Annotated in this window: 11 protein-coding genes and 1 pseudogene; 6 read left to right on the plus strand and 6 right to left on the minus strand. The window is 67.0% G+C overall.

Translation table 11 applies throughout. The annotated features are described in order from the left end of the window. Positions 1 to 2: 2 nt before the first annotated feature. Both AC1DYU_RS14345 and AC1DYU_RS14350 read left to right on the plus strand, forming a co-directional pair. Positions 3 to 998, plus strand: a complete 996-nt coding sequence (locus AC1DYU_RS14345; protein WP_476792206.1) for a DUF5681 domain-containing protein — start codon at positions 3 to 5, stop codon at positions 996 to 998. Between the two features lie 104 nt (positions 999 to 1,102). Beyond that, positions 1,103 to 1,456 carry a hypothetical protein gene (locus tag AC1DYU_RS14350; protein ID WP_476792207.1) on the plus strand — a complete coding sequence of 118 codons (354 nt, stop codon included), beginning with the start codon at positions 1,103 to 1,105 and terminating at the stop codon, positions 1,454 to 1,456. 899 nt (positions 1,457 to 2,355) lie between these two features. Here AC1DYU_RS14350 and AC1DYU_RS14355 read toward each other — a convergent pair. The 6 genes from AC1DYU_RS14355 to AC1DYU_RS14380 form a co-directional block, all read right to left on the minus strand. Beyond that, positions 2,356 to 4,347, minus strand: coding sequence for a hypothetical protein (locus AC1DYU_RS14355; RefSeq protein WP_476792208.1), 1,992 nt, complete (start codon positions 4,345 to 4,347; stop codon positions 2,356 to 2,358). Between the two features lie 65 nt (positions 4,348 to 4,412). Continuing rightward, positions 4,413 to 8,156 carry a hypothetical protein gene (locus AC1DYU_RS14360; protein WP_476792209.1) on the minus strand — a complete coding sequence of 1,248 codons (3,744 nt, stop codon included), beginning with the start codon at positions 8,154 to 8,156 and terminating at the stop codon, positions 4,413 to 4,415. Continuing rightward, positions 8,153 to 10,285: a hypothetical protein gene (locus tag AC1DYU_RS14365; RefSeq protein ID WP_476792210.1), complete on the minus strand. Its 2,133-nt coding sequence runs from the start codon at positions 10,283 to 10,285 to the stop codon at positions 8,153 to 8,155. The genes AC1DYU_RS14360 and AC1DYU_RS14365 overlap by 4 nt, the downstream gene beginning before the upstream one ends. Further along, positions 10,282 to 14,892 (minus strand): DUF6603 domain-containing protein, encoded by a 4,611-nt coding sequence (locus AC1DYU_RS14370; RefSeq protein ID WP_476792211.1) that lies wholly within the window; start codon positions 14,890 to 14,892, stop codon positions 10,282 to 10,284. The genes AC1DYU_RS14365 and AC1DYU_RS14370 overlap by 4 nt, the downstream gene beginning before the upstream one ends. A 3-nt stretch (positions 14,893 to 14,895) precedes the next feature. Further along, the gene (locus AC1DYU_RS14375; RefSeq protein WP_476792212.1) at positions 14,896 to 18,804 is read right to left on the minus strand and encodes a hypothetical protein; all 3,909 of its coding nucleotides are present in this window, start codon (positions 18,802 to 18,804) and stop codon (positions 14,896 to 14,898) included. A gap of 5 nt (positions 18,805 to 18,809) precedes the next feature. After that, complete coding sequence (locus AC1DYU_RS14380) at positions 18,810 to 20,261, minus strand: hypothetical protein (protein WP_476792213.1); 1,452 nt, start codon at positions 20,259 to 20,261, stop codon at positions 18,810 to 18,812. A gap of 394 nt (positions 20,262 to 20,655) precedes the next feature. On the opposite strand from AC1DYU_RS14380, the pseudogene AC1DYU_RS14385 reads away from it, so the two are divergent. From AC1DYU_RS14385 to AC1DYU_RS14400, 4 genes and pseudogenes are all read left to right on the plus strand, one after another. Further along, positions 20,656 to 20,829 (plus strand): annotated as a pseudogene (locus AC1DYU_RS14385) (transposase); the annotation flags it as partial. 486 nt (positions 20,830 to 21,315) lie between these two features. After that, complete coding sequence (locus AC1DYU_RS14390; RefSeq protein ID WP_476792214.1) at positions 21,316 to 21,972, plus strand: DUF3489 domain-containing protein; 657 nt, start codon at positions 21,316 to 21,318, stop codon at positions 21,970 to 21,972. Further along, a complete protein-coding gene (locus tag AC1DYU_RS14395) occupies positions 21,969 to 22,517 on the plus strand; it encodes a DUF2924 domain-containing protein (protein ID WP_476792215.1) in 549 nt (182 codons plus the stop codon). The genes AC1DYU_RS14390 and AC1DYU_RS14395 overlap by 4 nt, the downstream gene beginning before the upstream one ends. Beyond that, a complete protein-coding gene (locus AC1DYU_RS14400) occupies positions 22,510 to 24,213 on the plus strand; it encodes a recombinase family protein (protein ID WP_476792407.1) in 1,704 nt (567 codons plus the stop codon). The genes AC1DYU_RS14395 and AC1DYU_RS14400 overlap by 8 nt, the downstream gene beginning before the upstream one ends. The last annotated feature ends 103 nt before the right edge of the window (positions 24,214 to 24,316 follow it).

Below are 24,316 nucleotides of genomic sequence, written 5' to 3' on the forward strand. Positions count from 1 at the left end.
CCGTGGCCCAAAGCGATGATCCAGAGCGTCCCGGCAAAGTTCCCGCGTCAACCATCCAGGATGCCAAGGCCGAGCTGTTTTTCGGGGAAAAGCCTATGCCGAGCGGGCGCTTCCAGCCGGGCCAGTCGGGCAATCCCAATGGACGCCCTAAACGTGCACCGGAGCTCCCCTTTTCGCTGCAGGACAATGCTGTCCACCTAGCGACGCTGCGGGAATCGAGGCGGCTGGTCACGGTCCAGCCCAACGGTACGAGCACAGAAGTGTCGATGCTCGATGCCGTGGTCCAGTCGCAGATCACCAATGCGGTGAAAGGCAATCCGCTGGCGCAGCGCGATGCTCTGCTGCGGATCGAACGGGCGTACCAGCAAGAGGCCCGCGAGATCGCCGACAGTCACGAGTTCTGGAGCCGCTACCGTGATCAGCAATGGGCGGAGATCGAGCGGGCCAAGCGCAATAGGACGCCGCTACCCAACCCGTTGCCGCATCCAGACGATATCGTCATCGAGCCGGGGCGGCCGGTACGTGTCGATGGGCCGATCGATGAAGCCGACATGGCGTTATGCACGCAGTCCTGCCTTTACCGCGATACGCTGCTTCTGCAGCAGGCTCTCGATGAAAGGCTGGCATCCGCCCATCCTGGAGATGGGTACCGCTCCGGCGGATCGTTGATCTGGGCCGTGGCCTTCAACAACCTCATCTACAAGCGCTTCCAACTGGATGAGAACCAGCTGATCTGGCAATCGCTGCGAAACGCCTCGATACCCAAGCGCGAACTTTTGAAAAAGCTGCATCGAGCCTGGCAAACATTGGGCGTCACTGCACCGCGGGGAACGCGGTTCGCTTCATTCGAAATCGTCGAAGCGATCGTTCGGTTTGGTGGCGAGATCACGGCGGCGACCATTGCCGGAGACGTAGATCGGGACGAGTTTTTACGGCGCGAGTTCAACGACGCCGCTCTCAACATCATAGAAAGATTCAAAGCCAGATTGGCCGCCTAGATCGAATTGAGAGCAGCCAGACCCGGAAAGAACGCAATTGCACGCGTGTGTCGCCGGGCAGTTAGCAGAGGGTCTGGCCCTCGCATCGATGGGCAAGAACGACGATGGCACGATCAAGACAGTTCATCGATGGCTGGCGCCACTCCGAAAAGAGCCTCGTCACCTGGCTGCTTAACCGATCGCAATGCATGGGCGATCCTCACGCACAGGCGCTGTTGAATGTAGCTGCGGACGACTTCGGCAAATGGGCAAAAGGTCGCTACCCCATCACAGCATGGGAAAGCCCGCCTAGCCCGAAGGACCCTCTAGCGGTGTTTCGGGCGGCAGTTCGACGCGAAGCTTTGGAGGAAGCAGCGAGGATCGTCGAAGACCATGCACGCGATCCGGAACAGGGAGTTGCCCTTCCAGCCGACGTCCAGCGCCGTAAAGTTGCGAAAGCCATCCGCGCGGCGATGTGACCCGATTGATAACCGTTGAGGGCGTGATGGCCGAGCTATGAGATTGGTGAAATTGCCAAGCAGCCGCTGCGTCAGGTGATCAACGGGACAAGGATAACGACGCGACCGGATGAGGTCGATGTTGGCGAAATCATTCGCAATACGATACGCCAAATCGAGGGACGGGATCGGCGAAAACTATGGCCCGTTCAATGGGCTCAGTCGCTTCTACCTGCCGATGATGCCGATGTTGACCGGCCCCGCAAAGCTATCGGCAATGGGCCCGCGAACATCCGTCATCGATCCGTCGATACAGCCGACGGGATATGCGGCGTTTTGCATTTCGTATGAGTTTGCGCATTGAACTCGCCGGAGCGCGGGTGGGGCGCTTCTCCGATCTTGGCCCTTTGCCGACTCCCAGAACGACCGCTTTTGGGCAATCGGTCGAGCCCGAGACTGGAGGTGCTGAATCGGACGCTTTGCCCGCCATTTCAGGAGCTCGTCGCGACAGTGCGAGAGGAGCGTCTACCATCAGGTGTCATTTACAATGCCGTTGCGCGGTTTCACCGAGTACGAGCGAATGGAATGGTAGCGAGTTGCCCGATCGATATCTCGCCTGTTTAGGCCTATGCTGGATGTGACTTAAGTGGATAAGCGGACACACGAGGCGGTTCGGCAGGCGCGGCAGAATTCAACGCCATTCGCTTCTCTTATCGGGCACGTGGAGAAGGTAGGTGCGTACCGCGATATCGCCCAACAGATCTCGGCCCGTTTCGGAAGAAAAGATTGATAGTATCTCTTTGGTCTCGGCTAAAGTATCCGGCTGTTTCCGGTCTGCACTTCGATCAGATACTTCCGAAGTACCACGGTTCCGGCCCACCTTTCGGGCAGGCAACCGATCTGCGCTGTTCACCGCAAAACTACATATCCTGATCCCGGTCCAGCCGTTCGGCCTTGCGAAAGATCGGCAAGGCGCTCGTTCCCTCGTCGCCCCAGGCGAGAAGATAGAAGTCGCGCAGCTCGATTTGGTCGTTGCACCATTGCAGCGTCGGTTCCGAGCCGTCTTCCGGCCAGGGAATGACCTGGCTCATCGGCACGGTGGCCGAGCCCCAGCTGTTGTCCGAATCGATCTCGACGATGCGAAAGATGTCGGTGAGCTGGCGGCCTTCGCCTGGACGCGGGCTGACACCGTCGAGCCCGGTGAAGGCGTCCTTGTCGCAATGGCCGATGGCGAAGCGCGAGGTGTTCTTCCCGCTCCAGCGAAAGACCAGTTCGCCGAAGATCCGATCGACCGTCTTGTACATCCTGAAAGCGGCGATCCCGGCGACGGGCGCGACGACGGCCAGCGTCGCCTCGGCCTCCACATGGATCGGAGTCGGCGTGGCCCAATCGCCGGTCAGACGGTAGAAGCGGTTCACCGTGGCGCTCTGGGGCATGGAGCCGGTGAGGGATGGCGTTCCCGCTGGCTTCACGATCTTCTGCAGGACCGTGTTGCCTTCCATCAGCCGGCCGTTGAAGGCCCATTTTCCGATCAGGTTCCAGGTCAGCATCACCCGTTCGTCGCGCGCGGCCGCCGGTGGCGTCATCCGGAATTCCACGACCGGCATCACGACGTCGACACGCACCGACTTGTCGAGCACCTTGCGGGATCTGCGGTTGGCCGGGTCCATCTTGTAGAGCGAAAGCGTGTAGTCCGTCGTTTCGGCATAGGGCAGGTGTTCGAAGGTGCCGACCGGAAGGCCCAGCAGTGGCGGGGCCCCGGCGCTGCTCTTGCGCACGGGAGCGCCGCCCTCGATGTAGGACAGGTCGACCCGGTCCGCGCCCAGCACGGACCAGCTCAGCGTCACCGGATCGCCGCAGTAGATGTTCACCGGATCCGCCGTGAAATCGAGGATCTGCGGATCGGGGACGGCCTTGCGCAGCGTGAGGACCTCATAGCCTTCGTCGAACTCGCCGAACCCGCTATGGAGCAGGTAGATCTGCGTCGCAAAGGCCGGAAGTCTGGTCTTAACGTCGCGGATCAGAAGCTCCAGCGCCCCGCCGGGAGCAAAGAGCAGCTTGTTTTCGGTTGCGGGCGTGACCTCGCAAACCAGACTCTGGGCCGTGATCGACGAGGCTGACCAGCCGTGATCGCCGTCGGATGTCGGATCGATCTTGATGCCTGCGGCGAGATCCTCGGTCGTCAGGGCGGTGCTGCCATAGGTCTTCGACACATCGTCGCCCTGGGCCATGGGCACCATCGGAAAGACCAGGGTGAACACCGGCTTGCTGCCGTCCTTGCGGGCCTTCAGCAGCGTGCTCTTCTCGCTGAGATTGCGGATCGTCAACCGCAGCTGGTTCGCGATCGTGTAGGGAAGTCCTGCGGCCGTGTAGACGTCGTCGAAATTGTCGAATCCGGCCGTCGTTGGCTCGACGCGTTCGATCGAGAAGGACAGGGCGTTCCGGAGTGGATTTTTCGGCGTTTCGAGCGCCGCGACCAGCATCAGAAAGTCGTCCAGCGTCTTCGATGCGCAGATCTGGTCCGGGGCGTCGCCGCGAAGATTGCGCAGCGTCGCCTTGATCGGCTTCAGGTCGAGCTTGGCTCCGGCGCCCACCGCGCCGAGGCTGATCGTGATGGTCAGCGCTTCGCCGTCACGCCAGCGCAGGTCCTGGCTCGGCGAGAGCGTGAGGGGAAGCTGGTTCTGGCCGTCCTTCTGCTTCAACGTCCAGCCGGGAGACGTGACCTTAACCAGGGCGAGTTCGCCGGCGTTGCACAGGCTCGAGAGGTTCAGGACGAGGCCGGCCGTGCCGTCGCTGGACAGCAGCAGGTCGCCATTCCGCGGGGTGTTGACGAGGCTCACCGTCAGCTCGTTGCGGCCGCGCGTCGTGCTGCGAAACAGCACCTGGTCGCCGCCGCTGGTTTCGAGGGTCATTCCGATCCTGGGGGAGAAGTCCATCCGACGCAGCCTCCGTTGTCGCAGTTCGTTCGATAATGTCGTCAGCGCGCCGCGCCGGGCGCGGGCTCGTCGTTCGCCGCTGCCTTGGGAGTCAGCCGCAGCCAGCCGTCCACTAGCCGCAGGGGCGAGTAGGAGGCGCGCGGGCGCTCGCCCGTTCCGGTGACGTCCGCAGGAGCGCTCCAGCCCTCGCCTTCGGCCTCGATCCAGCTCCAGGAAACACCAGTGATCGACGGCAACGGCAGCTGCATCGCGCCCGCCGAAGCCAGCACGGGGTTGCACAGGAAATTCGCCTCGAGTGAAGCCAGCGCCTTTGCGTAATAGGAGGCAGGGATGTCGATCCCCTTGACGGGAAGGATGCCGGTCGTGGCGTGGACCGTCGCGAACGGGTCCATCAGGAGGGTGGCGCGCAGCGGCTCCCGGTCGGCCGGTGCCAGAAGCAGCGGCCGGTTGCCGGCGGGTTCGACACCATGGCCCGCCGTGTCGGTCACGGCCGCATAGAAGGTCCGGTAGTCGGCGCCGTCGGCTCCCTCGATGAAATAGCCGACCAGTCCGTCGTCGATCTGGTTCAGATCGCCGAGTTTGACGGGAACCCGCACGCGCGTGAACTGCAGGCTGTCGCGCATGGCGGCGACCTCGGGCAGGGCGCCGGCCTGGATCTGCTTGACCTGCCGGGCCACGGCGTCCCAGCCGGTCGTCGAACGGGGCTCGCCGCGCAACTCGAGCGACAGGGCGGCCCTGACCAGCGCCAGGGGCCGGCCGAACAGGAGGCCGATCGCCTCGTCGGTGTTGGCCTTGTCCGGCACGATCGTCGCCAGCGTCCGGTCGATGGTGTGGGCGAGCTTTGCCAGGAAGGCGCCCCGGTCGGGATGATCCAGGACGCCCTTGACGAAGGCTGCGAGATGGCCGTCGGCGATCGAGGCGTCCGCCCGGGCTCCGGGCGGGGGGGTCCAAACCGCGTCGGTTTCTTCGTCCACCAGCCGGAGCGTGCCGCAGGCCGCGCCGTCGGCGGCATGGATCGACAGGCCGGGCTCGAGATTGTTGACGACGACCCAGCCGCAGATCGGACTGGCGGAGGGGTGGTCGTGGGCATCGGCATCGTCGTTGCGTGCGTCGAGCAGGCGAAAATTCAGCCGGGCTGGCTGGACCAGCCGTGGTGGCAGATGGGCCAGGCCGTTGGCGATCGACTCCGGCTCTCTGGGCATCAGGCTGCGGGCCCGCGCCAGCCGCGCATGCCGGAGGTCGAGGGCGCGCTCCTGCCCGAACGCATCGATCAGGGCGAGCCTGGTGATCTTGAGATAGCCGCCGCGAATCGGCAGGAACGGGCTGAAAGGCCTGGCGGTGGCGTCGTCACGCGTGGGGGCCAGCGCGGCGACCGCGCGCGTCAGTTCGTCATCGGGTGCGAAGGGGTCGAGCACGCGCAGTTGCAACGCGCGCTGACGCGCCTGGAGTGCCTGGTTGAAGCCGTTCAGCACATGCGACAGCGCCGGAATGGCGCCGGCCTTGGCGACCGCATCGCGGAGCTGGTCGTCGGGGGCGTGCGCGACCAGCTCCGAGAGCGACCGCGTCAGGCGACGGAAGGCGCTCTGGGTCAGCAACCCGACGCCGCCGATCGGAGTTGGCGTCCTGGGCGCGTCCGCCGGGCCCCGGCGCGGCACGAGATCGATCCGGTCGCCATCGAGCTGATACCGCGAAATCAGGGCATCGGCGGCAAAGGCCGGAGCTGCGTCGGGCGCCGCCGGCGCTTCGGGCGCCAGCATCGCCGTGTATTCGACCTCCCAGTCCAGGAACAGCGGCAACCACGGATTGCCGTTCCAGACGGCAAGCCCGATCGGCGCGGTGGAGCGTCCGGTCAGCCGCAAGGCCGAGCCGGCCGCAGTGTCCGCCTGGATGGCGCGCAGCTGCGTCTCGAGGGTCGCGGGCGGCGCGCCGGTCTGCGACGCCAGAGCGGCAGCCATGCGTCCCGCCTGGCCCGGATCGGTCAGGATGGCTTCGGCCAGCAGCGCGCGCGCCTCCGATGCGATGGGCAGGGCCTTGAGGTCGAGCCCCGCCAGCCAGGTCTCGGCGGCGAAACGCGTCGGGGCGCCATGGGTCTCCGACAGGAGTTCCGCGCGGATCTCGTCGGACCAGCGGCACTGCAGCAGGCCGTCGCCGCCATAGCGCTGCGGCGGGCGCGCATCGTCGCCCGCGAGCAGGATCACCGGCTCGAGCGGCTCCCAGAAGCGTGCGCCGGGGGTCGCCTTGAGCATGAAGCCGTCGCCGCATTCCGCACGGGCCGCCTCGCGCAATCCAGCGAGCGCGGCGGCGAGCTGCGTCGCCAGCGAACCGTCGGGGGAGCCTGTCGGCGGCGCGCCATCCGGCGGCATCGCCAGCACGCCGATGCGGGCAGTCTCGCGTCCGAGGCCGAGGCATTCGGCCTCGATCATCTCGCGCAGCGCCCGGGCGAAGCGGCCGCGCTGCCTGGTGTCGGCCAGTTCCGGCACCGCCTGCTCGGCACTCTCGTCCTGCTCGCCATACAGAACCTGCATGAAGCGCCGCCAGTCGAACACCAACGCCTCGCGCCGGCTCGAAAGGGCCGCGTGCGCGCGCTCATAGGCGCGTTGCTGCGCATTCACTGCGGCGACCCTGGCCGCGAGCGCCGCGCTCAGCGCCACCGGTGCCTCCGGCGGGTCGTCACGGCGGGCGCCGGCCCTGGCCGCCGCCGATGGCACCGGCGCCACCTGCCACAGCGTCTCGCCGGCCAGACTGGCGAAGGCGCTGCTGTGCAGCAGGTGTTCCAGCTTGACGGTCTGGTCCGCGCCCCAATGCTCCGACAGCGTGCCGGTCTGCGCCGCGTCCAGCAGGAACTCGGCGTCCTCGTCTCCAGCCAGGCCGGGGCGGTTCGCCAGAAGCGCCGAGACGCACTCGGTCTCGGTGTTGCCGATCGCGACCTCGAGCGGCCTGGCCGGACCGCTCGGGGCGAGGCCCGACGGGTTCCAGGCGATGTCGCGGATCAGGCCCGAGCAGATCGTGCGCTCCGGGCGAACGCCCGCCCGGTCCTCATAGGCCCAGGTAAGGCCCCCGCCCGTCGCCGCCAACGGCGCCAGCGGTTCGAGCTTGTCGTCTTCGAACCAGCTTGCGACGAGATAGCTGACGCGGTCACCTCCGGTCGGGTCGAACCCGTCGAGATCGTCCATCGGGTCGTGGAAGCCGAAGACGTTGCGGCAACTCGGATAATAGGCCGCGAAGCTGATCTCGCCATAGCCGACGGCGGTGAGGGGCTGGCCGTTCCCGAAGCGGTCCTCGGGGGTGACGGTTTCGGACCAGCCGGCCAGATCGACGCAGCGCCCGAGATAGCGGTGAAACTGGCCGCCATCGGCCGCCTCGAACGGTACCGACACCGTCGCCAGAGAGGGATCGGCTTGATGGAAGTCGCTCTCGACGATCCAGGCCCGCAATTCGGGAGCCGGATGGCGGCTGGCGTCCCGGCGCGCCACGATCCGGACGACGAGCCAGCGATTGGGCACCGGCGGGAACGTCAGGCCACCCGCCTCGTCCGCGCGAGCCTTGGTGAGCGCGTCGGGAAGTGCCCAGTGCAGGTGGATGCCGGGCTCGGGCGTGACCCGCGGGAGCACGCCGACGCTGTCGCCGAGATAGGCTTTGCCGCCCAACTGTCCTTCGGAATCGGTGCCGGGGAGATCCGAGAACACGGCGGTCGCACCGCGAAAGTGCAGCCCGGCCGCAGCGGTGCCCTGTCCGACGCACATCGCGTCCACGCTGATCGGAACGATCAGGCTTTTGCCGGTCATGTCGCCGTTCCCGAGCGCTTGAAGGTGACCTTGCCGACGCCCTCGACCATCTCACGGGCGAATTCGGCCGCGGTGAAGGGTCCCGAGCCGAGGGCGGCCCGCATTCCGGCCGCGAGTTCGTCGATCCGCAGCACGCGGCTTTCGGCCCGGAAGGCGACAGGAACCACGGCGGCAGCCCCGCGCAGGGCCTTCGAGACGACGCCGCGATGGAGCTCGAGGTCGACGCCGAAATGGATCGCTTCGGGCGGCTCGTGGAGGTCGATCTCCTCGACGAGGCCCTCAAACAGCGCGATCAGAAGCGTCGGAGACAGGGTCTCGAAACGCAGGACCTGCAGCGGCTCGCCGCTGCGCGAGCGGGCCGCGATCTCCATGCCCGGCCAGAAGGACACCGCCCGCGATCGCAGGAGCAGGCCGCTGACCTCCTCCAGCGGGCCGGTCGCGGCCGTCGTTCCCGACAAAGCGCGCGCCGCCTCGGCCGCGGCGCCGTGCACGTCATCCACCATGCCGTCGTCGTGCAGGCGGTCGCCGGTCGTGAACCGACCGAGGCTGTAGGCCCCATCGGCGAGACAGTCGATCCAGTTGAGGTCGAGATGGAAGAACCGCACTGATTCCGGCGGCAGCATCGCCTCATCGGGCACCAGATGCGGAAACGGCACGCCCTTGAGCAGCCGCAGCCGCGCGAGCCAGTCGATCACCATCGTCGGTGGCGACGCCGTCGGCGAAAAGGCAACGGGCTGCGCGGTGGCTGCCGATGTCGTTGCGGCCGTCATCCCCAGCGCTGTTCCCATCCGCTCTCCCAGCGATGCGGCAGCCCCAGTTCTGAGATCGCCGCTGGCCACCGTCTGCCCGAGACGTCTGCCGAGAAGCTCACGCTCGGCCTGCACGACCGACTCGCGCCGCGTCGAGGTCTTCCATCGGTAGAGCGCCGTCGAGAACACCCGATCCTGCAAGGCGAGCAGCCGGCCGGCCTGCCAGGCTGTTGCGTAAGAGACGTCGAGCATCCCGGTCGCGGGATCCTGGCGGAGGGCGGCGTCGGCACTGTCCACCGGCACGGCGACGGTGCGCGGCGTCGCGGTCGGCGCCAGCGGACCACGATACCAGGATATGGCCGTCCCGCCGTCGCGCTGCTGATGGCTCAGCGGCAGATACCCCAGATTGGCTGCTGCGGCGATATAGGCTTCGCCGGCCTCGGCAGGGGCAGGGGCAGGGGCAGGGGCAGGGGCAGGGGCAGGGGCTGGTGCGCCGGGGCGCAGCGCGGCGCGGTCGAGCGCCATCAGGCACTCGTTGAAGGTTTCCGGCTCCGCCAGCGTGTGGAAGGACCAGCTCGTCAGGCAGGCGAGTCGGATGCGCTGACCGGCACCGGGCACATGCGCGCCCGGGCCGGGAAGCCATGCGCCGAGGCCCTCCAGCGAGACCAGGCAGGCGAGGCTGCGGCTGTCCATGCGTGGCAGCCGGCTCGCAACCACGATGGCATAGTCCTGGACCGAGGCGGCGTTCGCGCCGAGGGCGCCGGCCTTGCGCGATGTGGCGGTGATCCGGCCATGGGCCAGCCAGGCCAGGTCCTTGCGAGTGGGTGCTATCGACTGGAACAGTGACAGATCGAGATCGATCGCCTGGCACGGATCGTCATAGCTTTCGCCGGTGTCGAGCCGGCCGAGCCCCTCATAACAGACCGTGCCGGCGGGAAGCCGTCCGCCTGGGTGCGCGTCGGCCGCGACGAGGTCGAGCACGGTCATGGGTTTGGGGCCGACGACCGCCTCGCTCTGGTCGAAGACGAGCACGGCCAGCCATGGCGTCAGGCCCGAAGGTGGCGAGCCGGATCCGGCCAGCGAACGTTCCCACGGCAAGGCGCGGCGGGTGATCACGACATGCGGCAGCACGTTGAAGAACTCGCCATCCGCGGAGCGCGGTGGAAACACCGAGTCGATCTCGGCCGGGTCGAGCGCGAAACGCTCGCCCCCGACGGCAAAGCTCGCCTTGTGCAGGAAATTGTCCTGAACGCCGGGCAGGCCGAGATGCTGCGCGACGCTGAGCTCATAGTCGCCGGGCGTCATCGGCGGATGGTGATGTTCGACGAAGCTCAGCAGGGCGCCAGTGCCGGCGGCGGGGTTGGAAACCGTGGTGTTCATGCGGGCTGTGCCCCCAGGCTGCAGCTCTGCGGCTTGTGCGAGAGGCGGCGCGCTCGGCCTGGCAGGCCCGGCCGGCCCGACAGGGCGCGGCGCGACAGGGCCGCCATGATGGCCGCGAGCGGCGCTGCGGCAGCCTTGTCGGGCCTGCGGTTCCAGTCGAAGGGCAAGGGCGCGGCTTCAGCGAATTGCAGCGCTTCGGTCGGGATCTCGGCCGTGCGGTGGCTCTCGATCCGGGCCGGTGCGAGCCGTATGCCGACCAGGGCGTCCGGCATGAGAGTCTGTCCGCCCAGCGTGGGCGCGGGCAAGGCATGGACGCCCGAAGCTTCGCCCAGCCACAGGGCGGCCGGGACGTTGCGCAGGACGGGCGTCACGACCATGTCGGCGACGGCGGTGCTTTCGCCGGGCCTCACGCGCAGCCGCGTCAGGACGACGGTCAGATCGGAGTGGAAGGCGCCCGACGGAACGGCGGCGGGCGCCACGCCGACAGCCGCCGACCAGGTCTGGCCCGCGCCCGCTGCGAGCGGCGCCGCGTTGAAACTGACGCTCTTCACCGGAATCACGCAGGCGATCTCGAGCGCGAGACGCTCGCCGTTCATCACCCATTGCAGCGGACCGGCATAGCCTTTCTGGCGGGTGAGGTCGCACATGATTCCGGCTGCCGGGCGGACCAGGCAGATGGTGTTGGTGGCCCCTGGTCCCGACCAGGGCAGGGTCGCGCCCGGCGGCAGCGACAGGGTCGGCGGCAGGAAGGCGGTCTTGAACTGCGCCCAGGTCAGGGGCGTGCGATCCGGCGTGCTGGAACCGAAGGGAATGGTGAACGACACGACATCGAGATCGACCCAGGCTTCGCCGCCAAAGGGCGGGCCGTGCAGGGTCAGTTCCGCCCCGACATGCACGGAGATCGTGACGGTGGTGAACAGCATATCGACGGTGACCTCAGCGCCGACGCTGATCGAGATCGAGACCTGGTAGGCGAAGGGCTTCCAGTAGATCAGGAAGTCGAAGCCGGCCCTGAACCAGGCCCTGACGGGCCCGCTCTCCCAGATGGCCTCGAGCGTGCCGCCGGCCATGACAGCGTTCGGCACCAGGGCGAAATAGGAGGTGCCCTTGATCTGCAGGGCGCTGGAGAGCCGCCACTGCATCGCGAGGCGCGGCACCTTGGGATAATGCGCCGGGACCGGGAATTTCGGGTGATAGCCGCCGAGCGTGACGACGAAGTCACCTTCGTGCGGCCCGCCGAACCAGGCATAGAACGCAAACCCTCCCGTCGGATGGCAGTCATGCGACAGCAGGAAGGCGTTGCGCGTCAGCTGCCCCTGCACGGCGATCAGGCCGGCGGCGGGTTGCAGGCTCGCCATCAGGCTGACCTCGATCATCGCGATCGGGTCCGGCGCCGCCGGCGGCATGCTCAGCCGCGACAGGCCCAGCAGCGCGATGTTGCCGGGATTGTTGAGGGGAACGGTGACCAGCGCCACGGACTGGATCAGTTCGAAGGAGCTGAAGCGCAATCCGGCGGCCAGCCATTCGTGCCCGGCTTGCGGATGGACGTCGCGGTCCATCGCCCGCATCACCTCGGCCAGGCCGAGGCTGGCGAAGCCGGATCCGGGCATCGCGGCCTGCACGAGCGAGAAATCGCCGACATCGGCGGCCGCAGGCTGGTTCAACCGGCTGTTCAGCCCGATTCCGGCCGCGATCCCGCGGACATAGCAGAAAGGCGGCCCGCCCAGCGGCGCCTCGAGCACGCCGAACACGAACATCGAGGTGTTGTCGCCGAGATCGGGCCGGCTCGGATCGGGCGTGGCGTATTCGCCGATGGCCGAGAGCGCAAAGCTCGACGCCGCGATCCGGACCGAACCCTGATAGAGCCCGGGCGCGCCATGCATCAGGCCGCCGGACACCGCCACCGGACCCGACGAAAAGCCAATGCCGATGCCCGCGAGTTCGAAGGACGGATCGAAACGGTCGAGCCGCGAACCCATGCCCAGGCCGGCGAGACTGAGCGTCAGCCCCTGCAGGGTGAGATGGCTGTCGAACAGCAGGGTGAAGCGTCCATTCTGGAAGCGCAGACCGAGCCGCTCCAGGGTGAAGGCGCCAAAACCCTTGTCGACGACGAGCCAGCTGGTCTCGTCGATCGGCGGAGGCGGCGCGGCCGCCAGCAGGCCAGGCGTCGCGGCCGGAGCGGGCTGCGACGGTTCGCCGGTGACGGCGCTCAGGCCGAGCGGGACGCTGCCCAATCCGCTTGCCAGCAGCTTGACGTCGAGCCCCGCCGCCACCGGCAGGCGCAGATCGGCGCCGCCGGTCACGGTCCTGAACCGCTCCGCATCCGCGGCGGCGAAAGCCTGCGAGGCTTTCGTCACCCTGAGCGCTTCCAGCTTGAGCCCCGTGCCCTGCCGGAGCATCGGTCCGACCACGGGCAGTTGCGCCGGGTCGATCCGGTCGAGCCCGACCTGCATGCTCATCAGATGGGTCCAGCGCGCCTCGCCGCCGGGTGTGGCCGCACGCTTCTCGGCCAGCAACCGGAATGCGGCATACTCTTTTCCGCCGCTGGTCACCTTGCAGGAGAGCGACAGGTGACGGTCGGCCGCGCCCAGATTGAAGGCCAGTTCGAGCTCCTCGACCGCGAGATCGCCGGGCTCCAGCGGGTAGTCCAGCCCGACCATCCGCTCCAGCGACCGGATCAACCCCCCGAGGCGGATCGGCTCGCGGCCCTGCGCCGCTTTGAAGACCCATTCGCTGCCCGGCACGCCATTGGCCTCGACATGGCTGTATTGCGCGGAAGCGACCAGCCCGATTCCGTCGATCACGAAGGCCAGATCGAGTGCGGCGTCGAGCGTGCCCGCGCCGCCGGCGACCGCGCGCTCGACAGAGAAGCGGATGATCTGCATCTCCAAACCGGAAAAGACCTCGAAGCGGGTCGATGAGGTTCCGCTCAGGCTGAAGGCGCCGCTTGCCGGCGCGATGGTGAGGCTGAGCTGCTGCAGGTCGAAATCGGGCAGCTCGACCGGCCGGCCGACGAGCGCGAGAAAGTCTTCCGCGATCTCGCCGACGCGCAGCTCCGGCAGCACGACCGAGAACGAGCACTCCTCGTCGAGGACGAGGTCGACATGGGCGCGCCAGCCGGCGATGACGATGGTGCCGGCGAGATGGCCGCTGAAATCCGCGCCGTCGTAATCGGCCGTGATCTCGATCTCCTCGACCGAAATCGCGGTGCCGCCGAGATCGAAGCCCCAGCCGCCCTGGGTCTCGATGCGCAGGCCGAGGCTGCGGCGACCGAGATTGCCGTGGATGTCGAGGTCGAGCAGCGTGCAGGTCGGGCGCGCCACCGCCGGCAGGAAGCGATCGAACACGGCGCCGATGTCGAGGCTTTCGCCGACCGCCATGGAGGCGGAGAACTCGCCGCTGTCGGGATCGAGCTCGACGACGAAACGCGAGGAACCGAGCATCCACTCGCCGCCGATGCTGAGTTGCGTCTGCGGCCTGCCGCCATCGTCCGAGCGATGCAGTGAGAAGAACGGCTGGATCGCGAGGACGCCGTCGATCAGGCTCCAGGGGTGCTGCGTCTTCAGGGCGAAGCTCAGGCGCTCCAGCGCGAGCCGATCCAGGCCGATCATCGCCTCGAAGCCGGCGAGCCCGATCTCGCCGAAATGGTCGAAGGGCGCGGGCAGCAGGTCGGTGAGCGCGTCGAGGCCGAAGGCGTGCTCGATGTCGGCCAGCGTCAGCGCGCCGCTCTCCGCGAAGGCCGCCGACAGCGACGCCCGCGATTCGGAGAGTGCGATCTCGAGATCGAGCGTCCGGCCGCCGAGCGCGATCGCGGCGTCGAGCATGATGCCGCAGGCGCCGCGCGCATCCGGCCCGATCGGACCCGAGCAGCCGATGCGGTCGACCGTGACGGCCAGCGCGGCGACGCCGGAGGCGTTAAACGACGCCAGGCCCTCGGGAGCATCCTCGTCGGCCGCATACCAGAGCTCCAGCTGCAGCCCGTCCTCGTCCTCGTCGCGATAGATCACGCCGGTCGCGGGCCTCATATCGAAGGCGCCGCAGAGCTTGCGGGCCGGCGCGAAGGCCTGCTCGTAGCCGGAGATCCGGGCGCTGAAGTTAAGACCGGCCGAGAGCGCAGTCGTGATCGGCACGCGCGGCTGCGCGATGCCGTAGACGAAGCCGTCGGGATCGACGAAATCGCAGGAGCAGAGGACGAGCGTGGCCTCCTCCAGTGCCAGTTCGGGCGGGAAGGCGAAGTGCGCCCAGGGCGGGCGCGGCTGCAGGAACCAGTCCGCCAGGCGCCAGCGCGCGACGGGGGCGTCGAGCGCGACGATGCATTCGATCGCATCGTCGTAGCGCTGCTCGTCGTCGCGGGAGTCGAACAGCGTGACGGTGACGGACTGGCGGCCGAGGCCGAGCAGATCGAGCCGGCCGCGCAGGGTCAGCCGCCCGTCGGGCTCCGCGTCGGGGATCGTGAGGCCGTCGAGATCGAGCGCGTCGGTGCCGATGAGGTCGCGCCAGTGGACGGCGAGGCGGTGGTTGTCGAGCATCTGCGCGCGCAGCAGCAGCCGGCCCGTGGCGCGGGCGGTCGCGAATTCGCTGCGGAGCCGGTCGAGGCGCTCGCTCACCGCTCAGTTCCTGTCCATCGCGACCGTCCCGGCGATCGGCCGGGGTCCCGCCGCGGGGTTTGCATTCGCGGTCGCGGTCGCCGAGCCCTCCTTGGCCTGCGCGCCCGCCTTGTCCTTGCTGTCCGCGCCGGACTTGTCGTCCGCCTTGGCTCCGTCGGCCTTCGCCCTGTCGTCCCTGACCTTGTTGGCCTTGTTCCGGATCTCTAGGCGATAATCGGTGTCCTTGCCGGCTTTGGTGGCGATTACGCGCCGGACCGTCGTCTCGACGATCTTGTACTGGAAGAAGTCGAAACTCTCCTTCTGGGCGTCGAAGGTGTGGTCGAAGACCTTGACCCAGGTCGTCGGCGCTTTCGTATCTTCCTTTGCCGCCGTGCTCCTCTTGTTGAAGAAGATCTTGTAGCGGATGAAATTGCCCATCGGCAGCGGCAGGGCGAGGATCGCCGCCAGCCGCTCCCTCAGATCCTCGGAGACGCGGTTCCACGGGATGGCCGGAACCTCGGCATCGGCGGATCCGTCGGAACGTGGTGCGCCCGACGCGGTCGGGATCGCAGTGCCGGCGTCGGTCCTGCGCTTCTTGAAGACGACATCCGTGGCGACCTTGTCGTCGCCGGCGGCCGGAGCGGCGGCGATGCCGGCTGCGCCGAGCCCGCTGGGCAGCGCCGCGACGGCGACCCTCGCCTCGCGCTTTTCGGCGGCCGCCGCGCGCCGCGCGCCGCCGTCGGCCCCTGCCGGCTTGGCGTCGGCCCCTGCCAGCTTGGCGCCGGTCGCGCCCCCGGCCGCAGCCTCTTGCCAGAGCCTCCACCAGGTCGCTGCGGGCGTCTCGTCGCTGTCCTTGGCCAGCCTGACGCCGGCCGTGCTGGCCTTTTCGAGCACTGCCGCGAAGGGATCGGCTAGGGAGGCCGTGGTCGCTGATCCGCTGGCCGTCGCCACCGACCCGCTGGCCGTCGCCGCCGGCTTGTCCTTGCCGCCGCCGTCCGCCTCCCGGGAGATCTTGTAGATTTCATACTCTTCGAGCAGGTCCAGGATCGCTTTCGTCGTCTTCGGGATATCGGGCACGTCGGGGTGATAGACGCTCTTCGGGACGAGCAATCCGAGCACGCGCAGGAACGTGATCTCGGATGCGAGGAAACTCTGCCGCTTCGCGCCGATGCCGTTGTTGGGAAAGAGATAGGCCGTCACCTTGACCGCTAGGGCGATCGGATCGGACTTGTCGTCGCCGGTCTGGCCATAGGTGCGGCGGGCGGTGCGCTGGCCGGTCTCGATCGCGAGCTGCTCGGTGTTGCAGTGCTTGCTGCCGGCGATGAAGTTCTCGAAGACCTCGTCGCCGCCGTCGCCATGCCCGACGAGATGGCACCATTCCTGTTGGGTGCGCAGGAGGGCGCGTTCTTTGGCGCGTGGGCCGGGCGCGTCTTCGGGCTCGCGTGGCCGTGCCGGCGCCGGAGGCTGGCCGCCCGCGTCGGCGCCGAACATCCTGAGGCCGCCGTCGGCGGCATCCGCCGCCGCCCCGCCGCCGCCCGCCGCCGGCGCAGGCGCAGGCGCAGGCGCAGGCGCCGCATCGGATTTGTCGATGTCCATGCGTGCCGGGGCCGGAGGCGCCGGCTTGTCCGCCGCGGCCCCGCCGCCGCCCATGCCGGACGGGGCCGCAGCCGCCGGCTTCGCGTCGGAATCCTTGTCGTCGGCGGCCCGCGGCTTCGGCGCTGCGCCTCCCGTCGCACTCCCTGCCGCGCCTGCCGCCGCAGCGTCCAGCCCCGCGCCGGGTGGAGGGGCGACCTCCGCCGCGCCTTCCTCAGCGTCCCAGAGCTCCACCTCGGACGAGAAGGCGGCCCAGGCCTGTTTCGCCAACGGGTCTTCGATCGTGAATTCGACGAATTGGGTCGCGCTGGTCAGGTCGAACGGCTCGGCCGCTCCCGCCACCGTTCCGTCGATGCCGCCGATCGCGCGCAGGGCCGCGTCCATGACCGCGCCGGCACTGGCGCGCTTGCCGATCTGGCTGCCGATCGGCACCGCCTTCTTCGGCCCGAGCGCCTCACGCCAGGCGCCCTTGCGCTTCTTAGTGTAGACTAGGTTTCCATAGTCTGCGAGATGGGTCATCAGGTCGTCGGCATCGCGGTCCGAAGCCGGGATCGTGATCAGCGGCGCGTTCTTCCACTTCGGCACGACCGGGTTGGGGAACTGCTTCCAGTAGCGGATTTCGCTGTCCATCCGCGCGTCGCCGCCGTCGTCGCGCGGCACAGCCGTGCGCATCGGCGTGCGGGCCTTCGGCGTCGCGGTTTCGCAGTCTTTCCAGTCCTCCGGCATCTTGGCCTCTTCGAGGTACCTTGCCTCGTCGAGGCCGAGCGCGATCCCGACCTCCAGATCGCCGTTCCAGTGATACAGCGCCTCGTCGGGACTGTCGGACCGCATCCCGCCACCGCCGCCGCCGCTGGCGTCGGAGAGAGCCTTGTAGAACAGTTGCAGGAGTTCGCCGCCGACGACGCGATAGGCCGAGCTGTCCTCCGCGCCCTTGACCGACGGGTCGGGGTAGTCGAGGCGGCGCACGACGTCGCCCTGCATGGCGATGGCGTAGGACGGATCGTCCTCGTCGTAGAAATAGTCGAACATCCGCTTCGGGATCCAGATCGCCGGGAGGTTGCACCGGGCCGCCGGCCCCTTCCGAGGAAACGTCTTCTCACCGCGCTTGTCGTACATGTCGAGCGTCACCTTGGCGCTCAGCGTCGTGACGGGCTTGAACAGATAGGCGAGCTTCTCCGGGATTTTCACGGCGGCGTCGGAGCCGATGGGAACGCCGGCGTTGATCGTGAACTGGCGGAAGACGCCTTCCCAGCCGCGATTGAAGATCCCGCGGTTTCCCCTGATCTCGGCCTCGCCGGTGAGCAGCAGGTCCGTCTCGTCGAGATACTCGTAGTCCTGCATGCCGATCGAGATGCGCTTCAGGCTCTGCAGAACCGCGGTTTCCGCCGCCGCGGCTGCCGGCCGCGGCTGCGGATCGTCGGCCATCTTGTGGTCCGGCTTGACGTCGGCCGCAGCAGTGTTGGCCGGAGCCGCCGCGACGCCGGCCGCGCCGTCGCCATTCGTCGCGGCGGGGACCGCAGGCTGGCCGCCGGCCGGTGCGGCCTGCAGTACCGGCGCCGTGCCGTCGGCTTTGACAAGGCTGTAGCAGGCTTCTTGCAGGGCATCGTCGAGCTGACAATAGATCGTCCATGTCATTGCGGCGCGCTGCTCGTCGTCGAAATCGGAACTGAGCATGTATTGGGCTAATTCCCATTCGGTCGGGTCTTCTTCCTCTTTCTGTGCGTCGCGCGTCGCGTCTCGTTCTTTGAGAAAGATGCAGAGATATCCGTTCCAAAGTTCGATCAGCCCGTAGTCCAGGCCGCCTCGACCGCTCGTCAGGTTCGCCATCTCTACGGCGATCGCGTCTTCCGTTTCCCTGGGAGTCAAAGCGATGACATCGGCCGGGATCAGCTCGTCCTCGAGGATGGTCTGCGGGCCGGACTTGCGCGCTTTCTTCGACTTGCTCTTGCGTTTTCGGGCGCCGGTCTTGGCGGCGCTCTGCATCTTGACCTTGATCGTCGTCTTGCCGTCCTGCTTGGCGCGCAACTGTTTCAGACGCTTCTCGGCTGCCAGACGGTCGGCTCTGCGCGGCGGCAGGGTGAACCGTTGGAAGATTGCCAGGATCTCTTGCTCGACGGCTTTGAGATCGACGGGATGTGCGGCGTCCGGTAGCCGCGGCACGACGCTCGCCGGCCTGTTTTCGTCCGTCTGCTTGTCGTCGGCCGCGCGCGCGACGGCTGCCGCCGCGGCGGCGGCAGCCGGCTCCCGCCCCCGGAACCCGAGGCGCCGATCGTAGAGGTTGTTGCGTGGGAGCCTGGCGCCCTTCTCGTCGCGGAAATAGGGTTCGAGCGTGAGAGGCATGACGGCTAAGCTCCCCGTGCCACGGCGCGGCGGCAGAGCGCGAGGTTGTCGCGCGTCGCCGGGTCGTCGCCATCGCGCGCCAGCGACGTCTCGAAGAACGGGATCGCCTCGGCCGGGCGCTTCATTCCGGCGAGTAGGCTGCCGATGCCGAAGGCGAGGTCGTCCTCCTCGCCGAGATCGAGATAATGCGCCCAGAGTGCGTGCAGCCCCTCGGCCAGGCTGCGCCGCTCGCCCTCGGTCGCCTGCGGCAGGCAGGCGACGAGGCGGTCATAGCAGCCGCGGAAGATCGCTACGTCCCAGTCGCTCAGCCGCAGCAGCGCGATCAGCTGGCGCAGGCTCATCGCGTCGTAGCCCGCCTCACAGGCCTGCTTCAGCATGAAGAAATCATCGGGCCCGAAGCGGCGCACCTGCTGGCGATAGGCGCGCTCGAAGCGCTGCGCGGCCGATGGCTCGAGCCCGAGGCCGAGGCCGACGACGGCGATGCTGGCATGGCCATGGTCGGGCAGGAGCGCGATGCCGCCGGCGTCGCGGGTCCAGCCGGCGAGCGCATCGTAATTGACCTCGAAGGAGAAGCTGCCATGGCGCAGGGGCTGCGGCGGGTCCAGGTTCTCATAATCGCTCAGCCGGGTCCGGCCGCGGTCGCAGGACAGGACGACGAGCGGCCCCGCCGTCAGATTTCGCAGCCGGGCAAGGCAGCCGAGCGCCCCGCTCGGGAACAGGACGGCGCCGCGCGCGAGCTCCCGGCCGTAGCGGGCAAGCAGCGCGTTCCAGCCGGTATCGGCATAGCGGTCGCGCCGGCAGGCGGTGGCGCGATGGTCGAGCCGCAGCGCCGCGATGCGCTGGGCCGGCGCTGCGTCGGGGTCGTCGCCAGCGGCGATGCGGACGATGAGCTCCCGCACCCGGCCGGCCTCGAGCTGGAACAGGTCCTGCGTCGTTCCGTCGAAGACATAATTGGCGATCACGGCGAGCCGCCCGCAGCGGCGGTCCGGCGCGATGATCCGGCCGCTGACCTGGAGCCGGAGCTCGCCGTCGCGGTCGGCGTCAAAGCGGGCGAAATCGAGCCTGCCATCGGCGATGAAGCGGGCGAAAACCGGATGCCCGCGCCAGAAGTCGATATTGGCCTGGCTGATGTCGGTCATGACGTAGCAGACCGGCGCAGCCGGCGGCGCCTCCGCGAACAGGCGGGTCAGGAGGGCGAGCGCGAAACGTCCGGAGCCGGCGCCGAGTTCGACCACATGCGTCGGCTGCGCGGGCTCGGACCCCGCGCCGGTTTCGGAGAAGACATCCTGCAGGATTTCGGCATAGGCGCCGGCGATGTAGGGGTTCGTCGTGACGTAGCTCGGAACGATGTTGGCGCGCCAGGCCTCGACGCCGACCTCCTCGAAATAGCGCCTTTGCAGCGCCCAGATGTCCGAATCCGACAGCGGTGTCCACGCGTCAGATCGCGGAATGACCACGCGCCGGGTCCGGTCAAGCAGCTTTACCGTGGTCACTGATGAAGCCGCCAAGCCAAGAGCCGATTCTCGATTGCGCAGGGTGACCATAGGGCATCGGCTGCTGCCAGAATAGACGTAGCACTCGCATTTTCGGCAGTTCTCGGATCAAGATTTTGACAGGGTCGGCGCTCGGGCGCTTCGCGCGCGGTGAGAGGTGTCTTTGGGCGTTGTTGGATGCTCATGACATTTGAAATATCAAACTCAGTTCGCGTCGGTGCTGAATTTTCGGTATCGCGGCGACGAAGAGGAAGCCATGCGCATCGATACAGGTGTTCGCCATCAGCGCCCTTGGGACCATTTAGGGATTTTCGGGAAGGGAGGATTTCTGGATCATCGCATTTCTTATGGAGCGCAGATGAGACAGAAATTCGGGCTGGAGAAGGCGCCGGTAGAGCAAGTCGTGAAGGACATCCGGCGAGCGACCCGCCGGCAGTTCTCGGACGAAGAGAAGATCCTCATCGTGCTGGAAGGCGTGCGCGGCGAGGAGAGCATTGCCGAACTCTGCCGGCGCGAAGGGAGTTCGGCATCCCGCGCGCCACATTCTATCGCCGTATGATCGCTATCTCTCCGGCGGGGTCGATGCGCTTGGCGGAGAAGAACATTTCCCGCGCTTCATGAAAATTCTGGCTACGGGGGTATTGTCATCCGAGCAAAGATGAAATTTTCACAACGCAGCCGGCCGAACTGACTCTCAAGTATTGCGGCGAATTTTTTCAACACTATCGGCGCATTACGGTTTCGCGCATCATAGAGGCTGCGATGCCGACAGCGAGTATAGTTCTACAAAACGGTAATATTCACATCCAGATTCGAAAAGATGAGCGTGATCGGACTTTGGTCATGTATCTTAGTTTCTGCTTCAAATCACTCCATTTTCGTGCTGAGCCAAGCATTGCTGTGTTCAGCAGGTCGGCTTTACAGCGCGACCGCCACCAGCCCCCTCCGCACCCAGCGGATCCGGGGCTCCGCTCAGTGACGGGGCGATGTGCTCCGTTTCGATTGAACGGAGCTTCAAATGTCTGGTCCTGTCCTCAGCGACACCCAACTTCTCATCCTGTCCGCAGCCGCCCAGCGCGACGATCTGCGGATCGTCCTACCTGATCGCCTGCGTGGTGGCGCGGGACAGAAGGTCCTCGCCGCGCTTCTCGGTAAAGCGCTGATCGAAGAGATTCCCGAGAGCGAACTCCAACGTGTTGCCTTCGATCCGGGCGCTGCGGAACAGCTCACCTACCGCATCAGCCGTCACGGCCTGGTCACCATCGGCGTCGAAAGTGAGGACCAGGAGCCCGATACCGCAACCGGCGCTGACGCTACCGACGAGGCCGGTCCTGGGCAGGGCGTCTTAGAGACAGGCGCTCCCGTTCCGCCCACGGCCGGGAAGGGAGATCAACCAGCAGCCGAGCCGCCAATCTCTGGTCTTCAATCCGCGTCACCGCGCGCGGGGTCGAAGCTCGCCGATGTGATCGAACTGCTTGCGCGCCCCGAGGGCGCCAGCATCGACGAATTGATGGCAGCGACAGGCTGGCTTGCGCATACGACCCGCGCGGCGCTGACGGGTCTGCGCAAGCGCGGGATTCCGGTCGAGCGCGCGAAGCGCGATGATGGCACGACGATCTATCGCAATGCTCCGCCGACTGCAGTCACGGTCGTCACCGAATCCGAGGCGGCATGATGGTCGCCCGTGCAAGCAGGGAAGCGCTTTCCCGCGCAGCCGCAGTTGACCAGCCGGCGCTCGACCTGACTGCCGAGCTGGCCAAGCTCGATCATCTCGATCTCGATGCCATGCGCTCGCGCTGGCTCCAGGTTACCGGCCGTCCGGCGCCGCGCGCCTTCCGCAGCGAGCTGCTGCGGAAAGCGCTCGCCCATGAGATCCAGGTCGCCGAGTTCGGCGGCTTGCCAACTCCAGTGAAGCGCCGCCTGCGCCAGCTCGCAGCGGCGTCGCGCGATGGTCGCTTCGACGAGGTGCTGGGAACCTCGTCGATCAAGCCCGGCACGTTGCTGATCCGCGTCTGGCAGGGCACTACGCACCGAGTGATGGTCATGGCCGACGGCTTTGCCTGGAACGGCACGAGCTATGGCTCGCTCTCCGGTGTCGCCAAAGCCATCACGGGAGCGACCTGGAACGGCTGGATCTTCTTCGGGCTCAAGCGCGACGACCGCAACAAGAACGCAGCCAAGGCTCGGCTCGAGAGGCAGCAGGCGGTGGCCGATGCGTGATCGCGTCAGTGGCAAGCCCAGTACAATCCGCTGCGCGATCTACACGCGCAAAAGTTCGGAAGAGGGGTTGGAGCAGGATTTCAACTCGCTGCATGCCCAGCGCGAGGCCTGCGAGGCCTATGTCATCTCACAGCGCCATGAGGGCTGGAAGGCGATCGGATCGGCCTATGATGATGGTGGCTTCTCGGGCGGCTCGATGGAGCGGCCCGGCCTCAAGCGGCTGCTTGCCGATATCCATGCCGGGCTGATCGACATCGTCGTGGTCTATAAGGTCGATCGCCTGACACGCTCGCTGACCGACTTCGCTAGGATGGTCGATGCTTTCGACGCCAGGGGCGTGTCGTTCGTCTCGGTGACGCAGTCCTTCAACACCACAAGCAGCATGGGACGCTTGACCCTGAACGTGCTGCTCTCCTTCGCCCAGTTCGAGCGCGAGGTCACAGGCGAGCGCATTCGCGACAAGATCGCGGCGTCCAAAAAGAAGGGCCTGTGGATGGGCGGCTTCGTTCCCATGGGCTATGCCGCAGATGGCCGATCGCTCAAGGTCGTCGACGAATCCGCGGCGATCATCCGGCGCATCTTCGAACGCTTCCTGGCGCTCGGGAGCGTGCTCAGACTGAAAGAAGAGCTCGACGATGCACGCGTTTCGACCGTGGCGTTCACATCCGCTTCAAACCGGGAGTGGGGTGGGCGCCCGTTCAGCATCGGGCATCTGCGCCGGATCCTGACCAACCCGATCTATGTCGGTGACATCGCCCACGCTGGCGAACGCTACAAGGCGCAGCACGAAGCGATCATTGACCGCGAGACGTTCGGCGCCGTCCAGCAGTACCTCTCCGTGAGCAAGCGCCAGCAGCGCCTTCGAGGCCAGGCCAAGAACGCCAATTTGCTGACGCATCTGCTGTTCGATGCGGATGGCAAACGCCTGGGCTCGGACCATGCCGTCAAGAAGAGTCGGCGCTACCGCTACTATGTGACCAAGCCCGATGTTACCGATCCGATGCGGATTCCTGCCGGCGAGATTGAACCGCTCGTCATTCAGGCGCTCGCAACCCGTCTCTGTGACCGGTCATGGCTGATGGCGCACATGCTGGAGCCTGATGCTTCGCCTGACACCATCCAGCATCTCACCCGCGAGGCCGCCAGTCTCGCTGGCGAACTCCAGCATCCCATTGCACTACGTCAGCGCGAAGCGGTTCATCGCCTCGTCGATCGGATCACGATCCGCCGCGACGGTCTTCGTATTGAGCTCAAAGCCACTCCGTTTGGTTCGGCCGCATCCTTCGCAGACGGGCAGGCCAGGGCGAACGATGACCCAACGCCCGCCGCGATCGATATCGAGGCCCGCTTCGTCAAGAAGGGCCAGGATCTGCATCTGGTTGTGCTGCCGGGCGACGGTGCAGACGCCACCGCGCGGCTCGACAAGTCGCTGATCAAGGCCATCGCGCGCGCCGTCACCTGGTACGACCAGCTGGTCAGTGGACGCGTCGCCTCGATGCGCGAGATCGCGACAGCCGAGCATGTCAGCGAGCGCTATGTCGCGCAGCTTCTGCCGCTGGCGTTCCTCAAACCCGAAGTGATTGAAGGGGGGCTCGATGGGACCGGCAATCTGTCGATCTCAGGAAGTGATCTGGCGAGAGGGGTGGCGATTCCCCGCGATTGGGAAGAGCAAGAGACCATGCTCACAGCGAACTGAGCTTCGATCTACGCCGTGCCCTAGATTTGCGCCAAGCTGACGTGGGCGCACGTCCCAAAGCCGACATTTGCGACCAGGCTGCCGAGCGTCGTGCGTTGCTGAA

Source organism: Allobosea sp. P2_B12 (assembly GCF_056404835.1).

Bases quoted from the DNA above. Each gene is read 5' to 3' on its own strand.
- AC1DYU_RS14400 (WP_476792407.1), top strand. From the start codon at position 22,510: ATGCGTGATCGCGTCAGTGGCAAGCCCAGTACAATCCGCTGCGCGATC.
- AC1DYU_RS14355 (WP_476792208.1), bottom strand. From the start codon at position 4,347: ATGACCCTCGAAACCAGCGGCGGCGACCAGGTGCTGTTTCGCAGCACG.
- AC1DYU_RS14375 (WP_476792212.1), bottom strand. From the start codon at position 18,804: ATGCCTCTCACGCTCGAACCCTATTTCCGCGACGAGAAGGGCGCCAGG.
- AC1DYU_RS14365 (WP_476792210.1), bottom strand. From the start codon at position 10,285: ATGAACACCACGGTTTCCAACCCCGCCGCCGGCACTGGCGCCCTGCTG.
- AC1DYU_RS14350 (WP_476792207.1), top strand. From the start codon at position 1,103: ATGGCACGATCAAGACAGTTCATCGATGGCTGGCGCCACTCCGAAAAG.
- AC1DYU_RS14390 (WP_476792214.1), top strand. From the start codon at position 21,316: ATGTCTGGTCCTGTCCTCAGCGACACCCAACTTCTCATCCTGTCCGCA.
- AC1DYU_RS14360 (WP_476792209.1), bottom strand. From the start codon at position 8,156: ATGACCGGCAAAAGCCTGATCGTTCCGATCAGCGTGGACGCGATGTGC.
- AC1DYU_RS14395 (WP_476792215.1), top strand. From the start codon at position 21,969: ATGATGGTCGCCCGTGCAAGCAGGGAAGCGCTTTCCCGCGCAGCCGCA.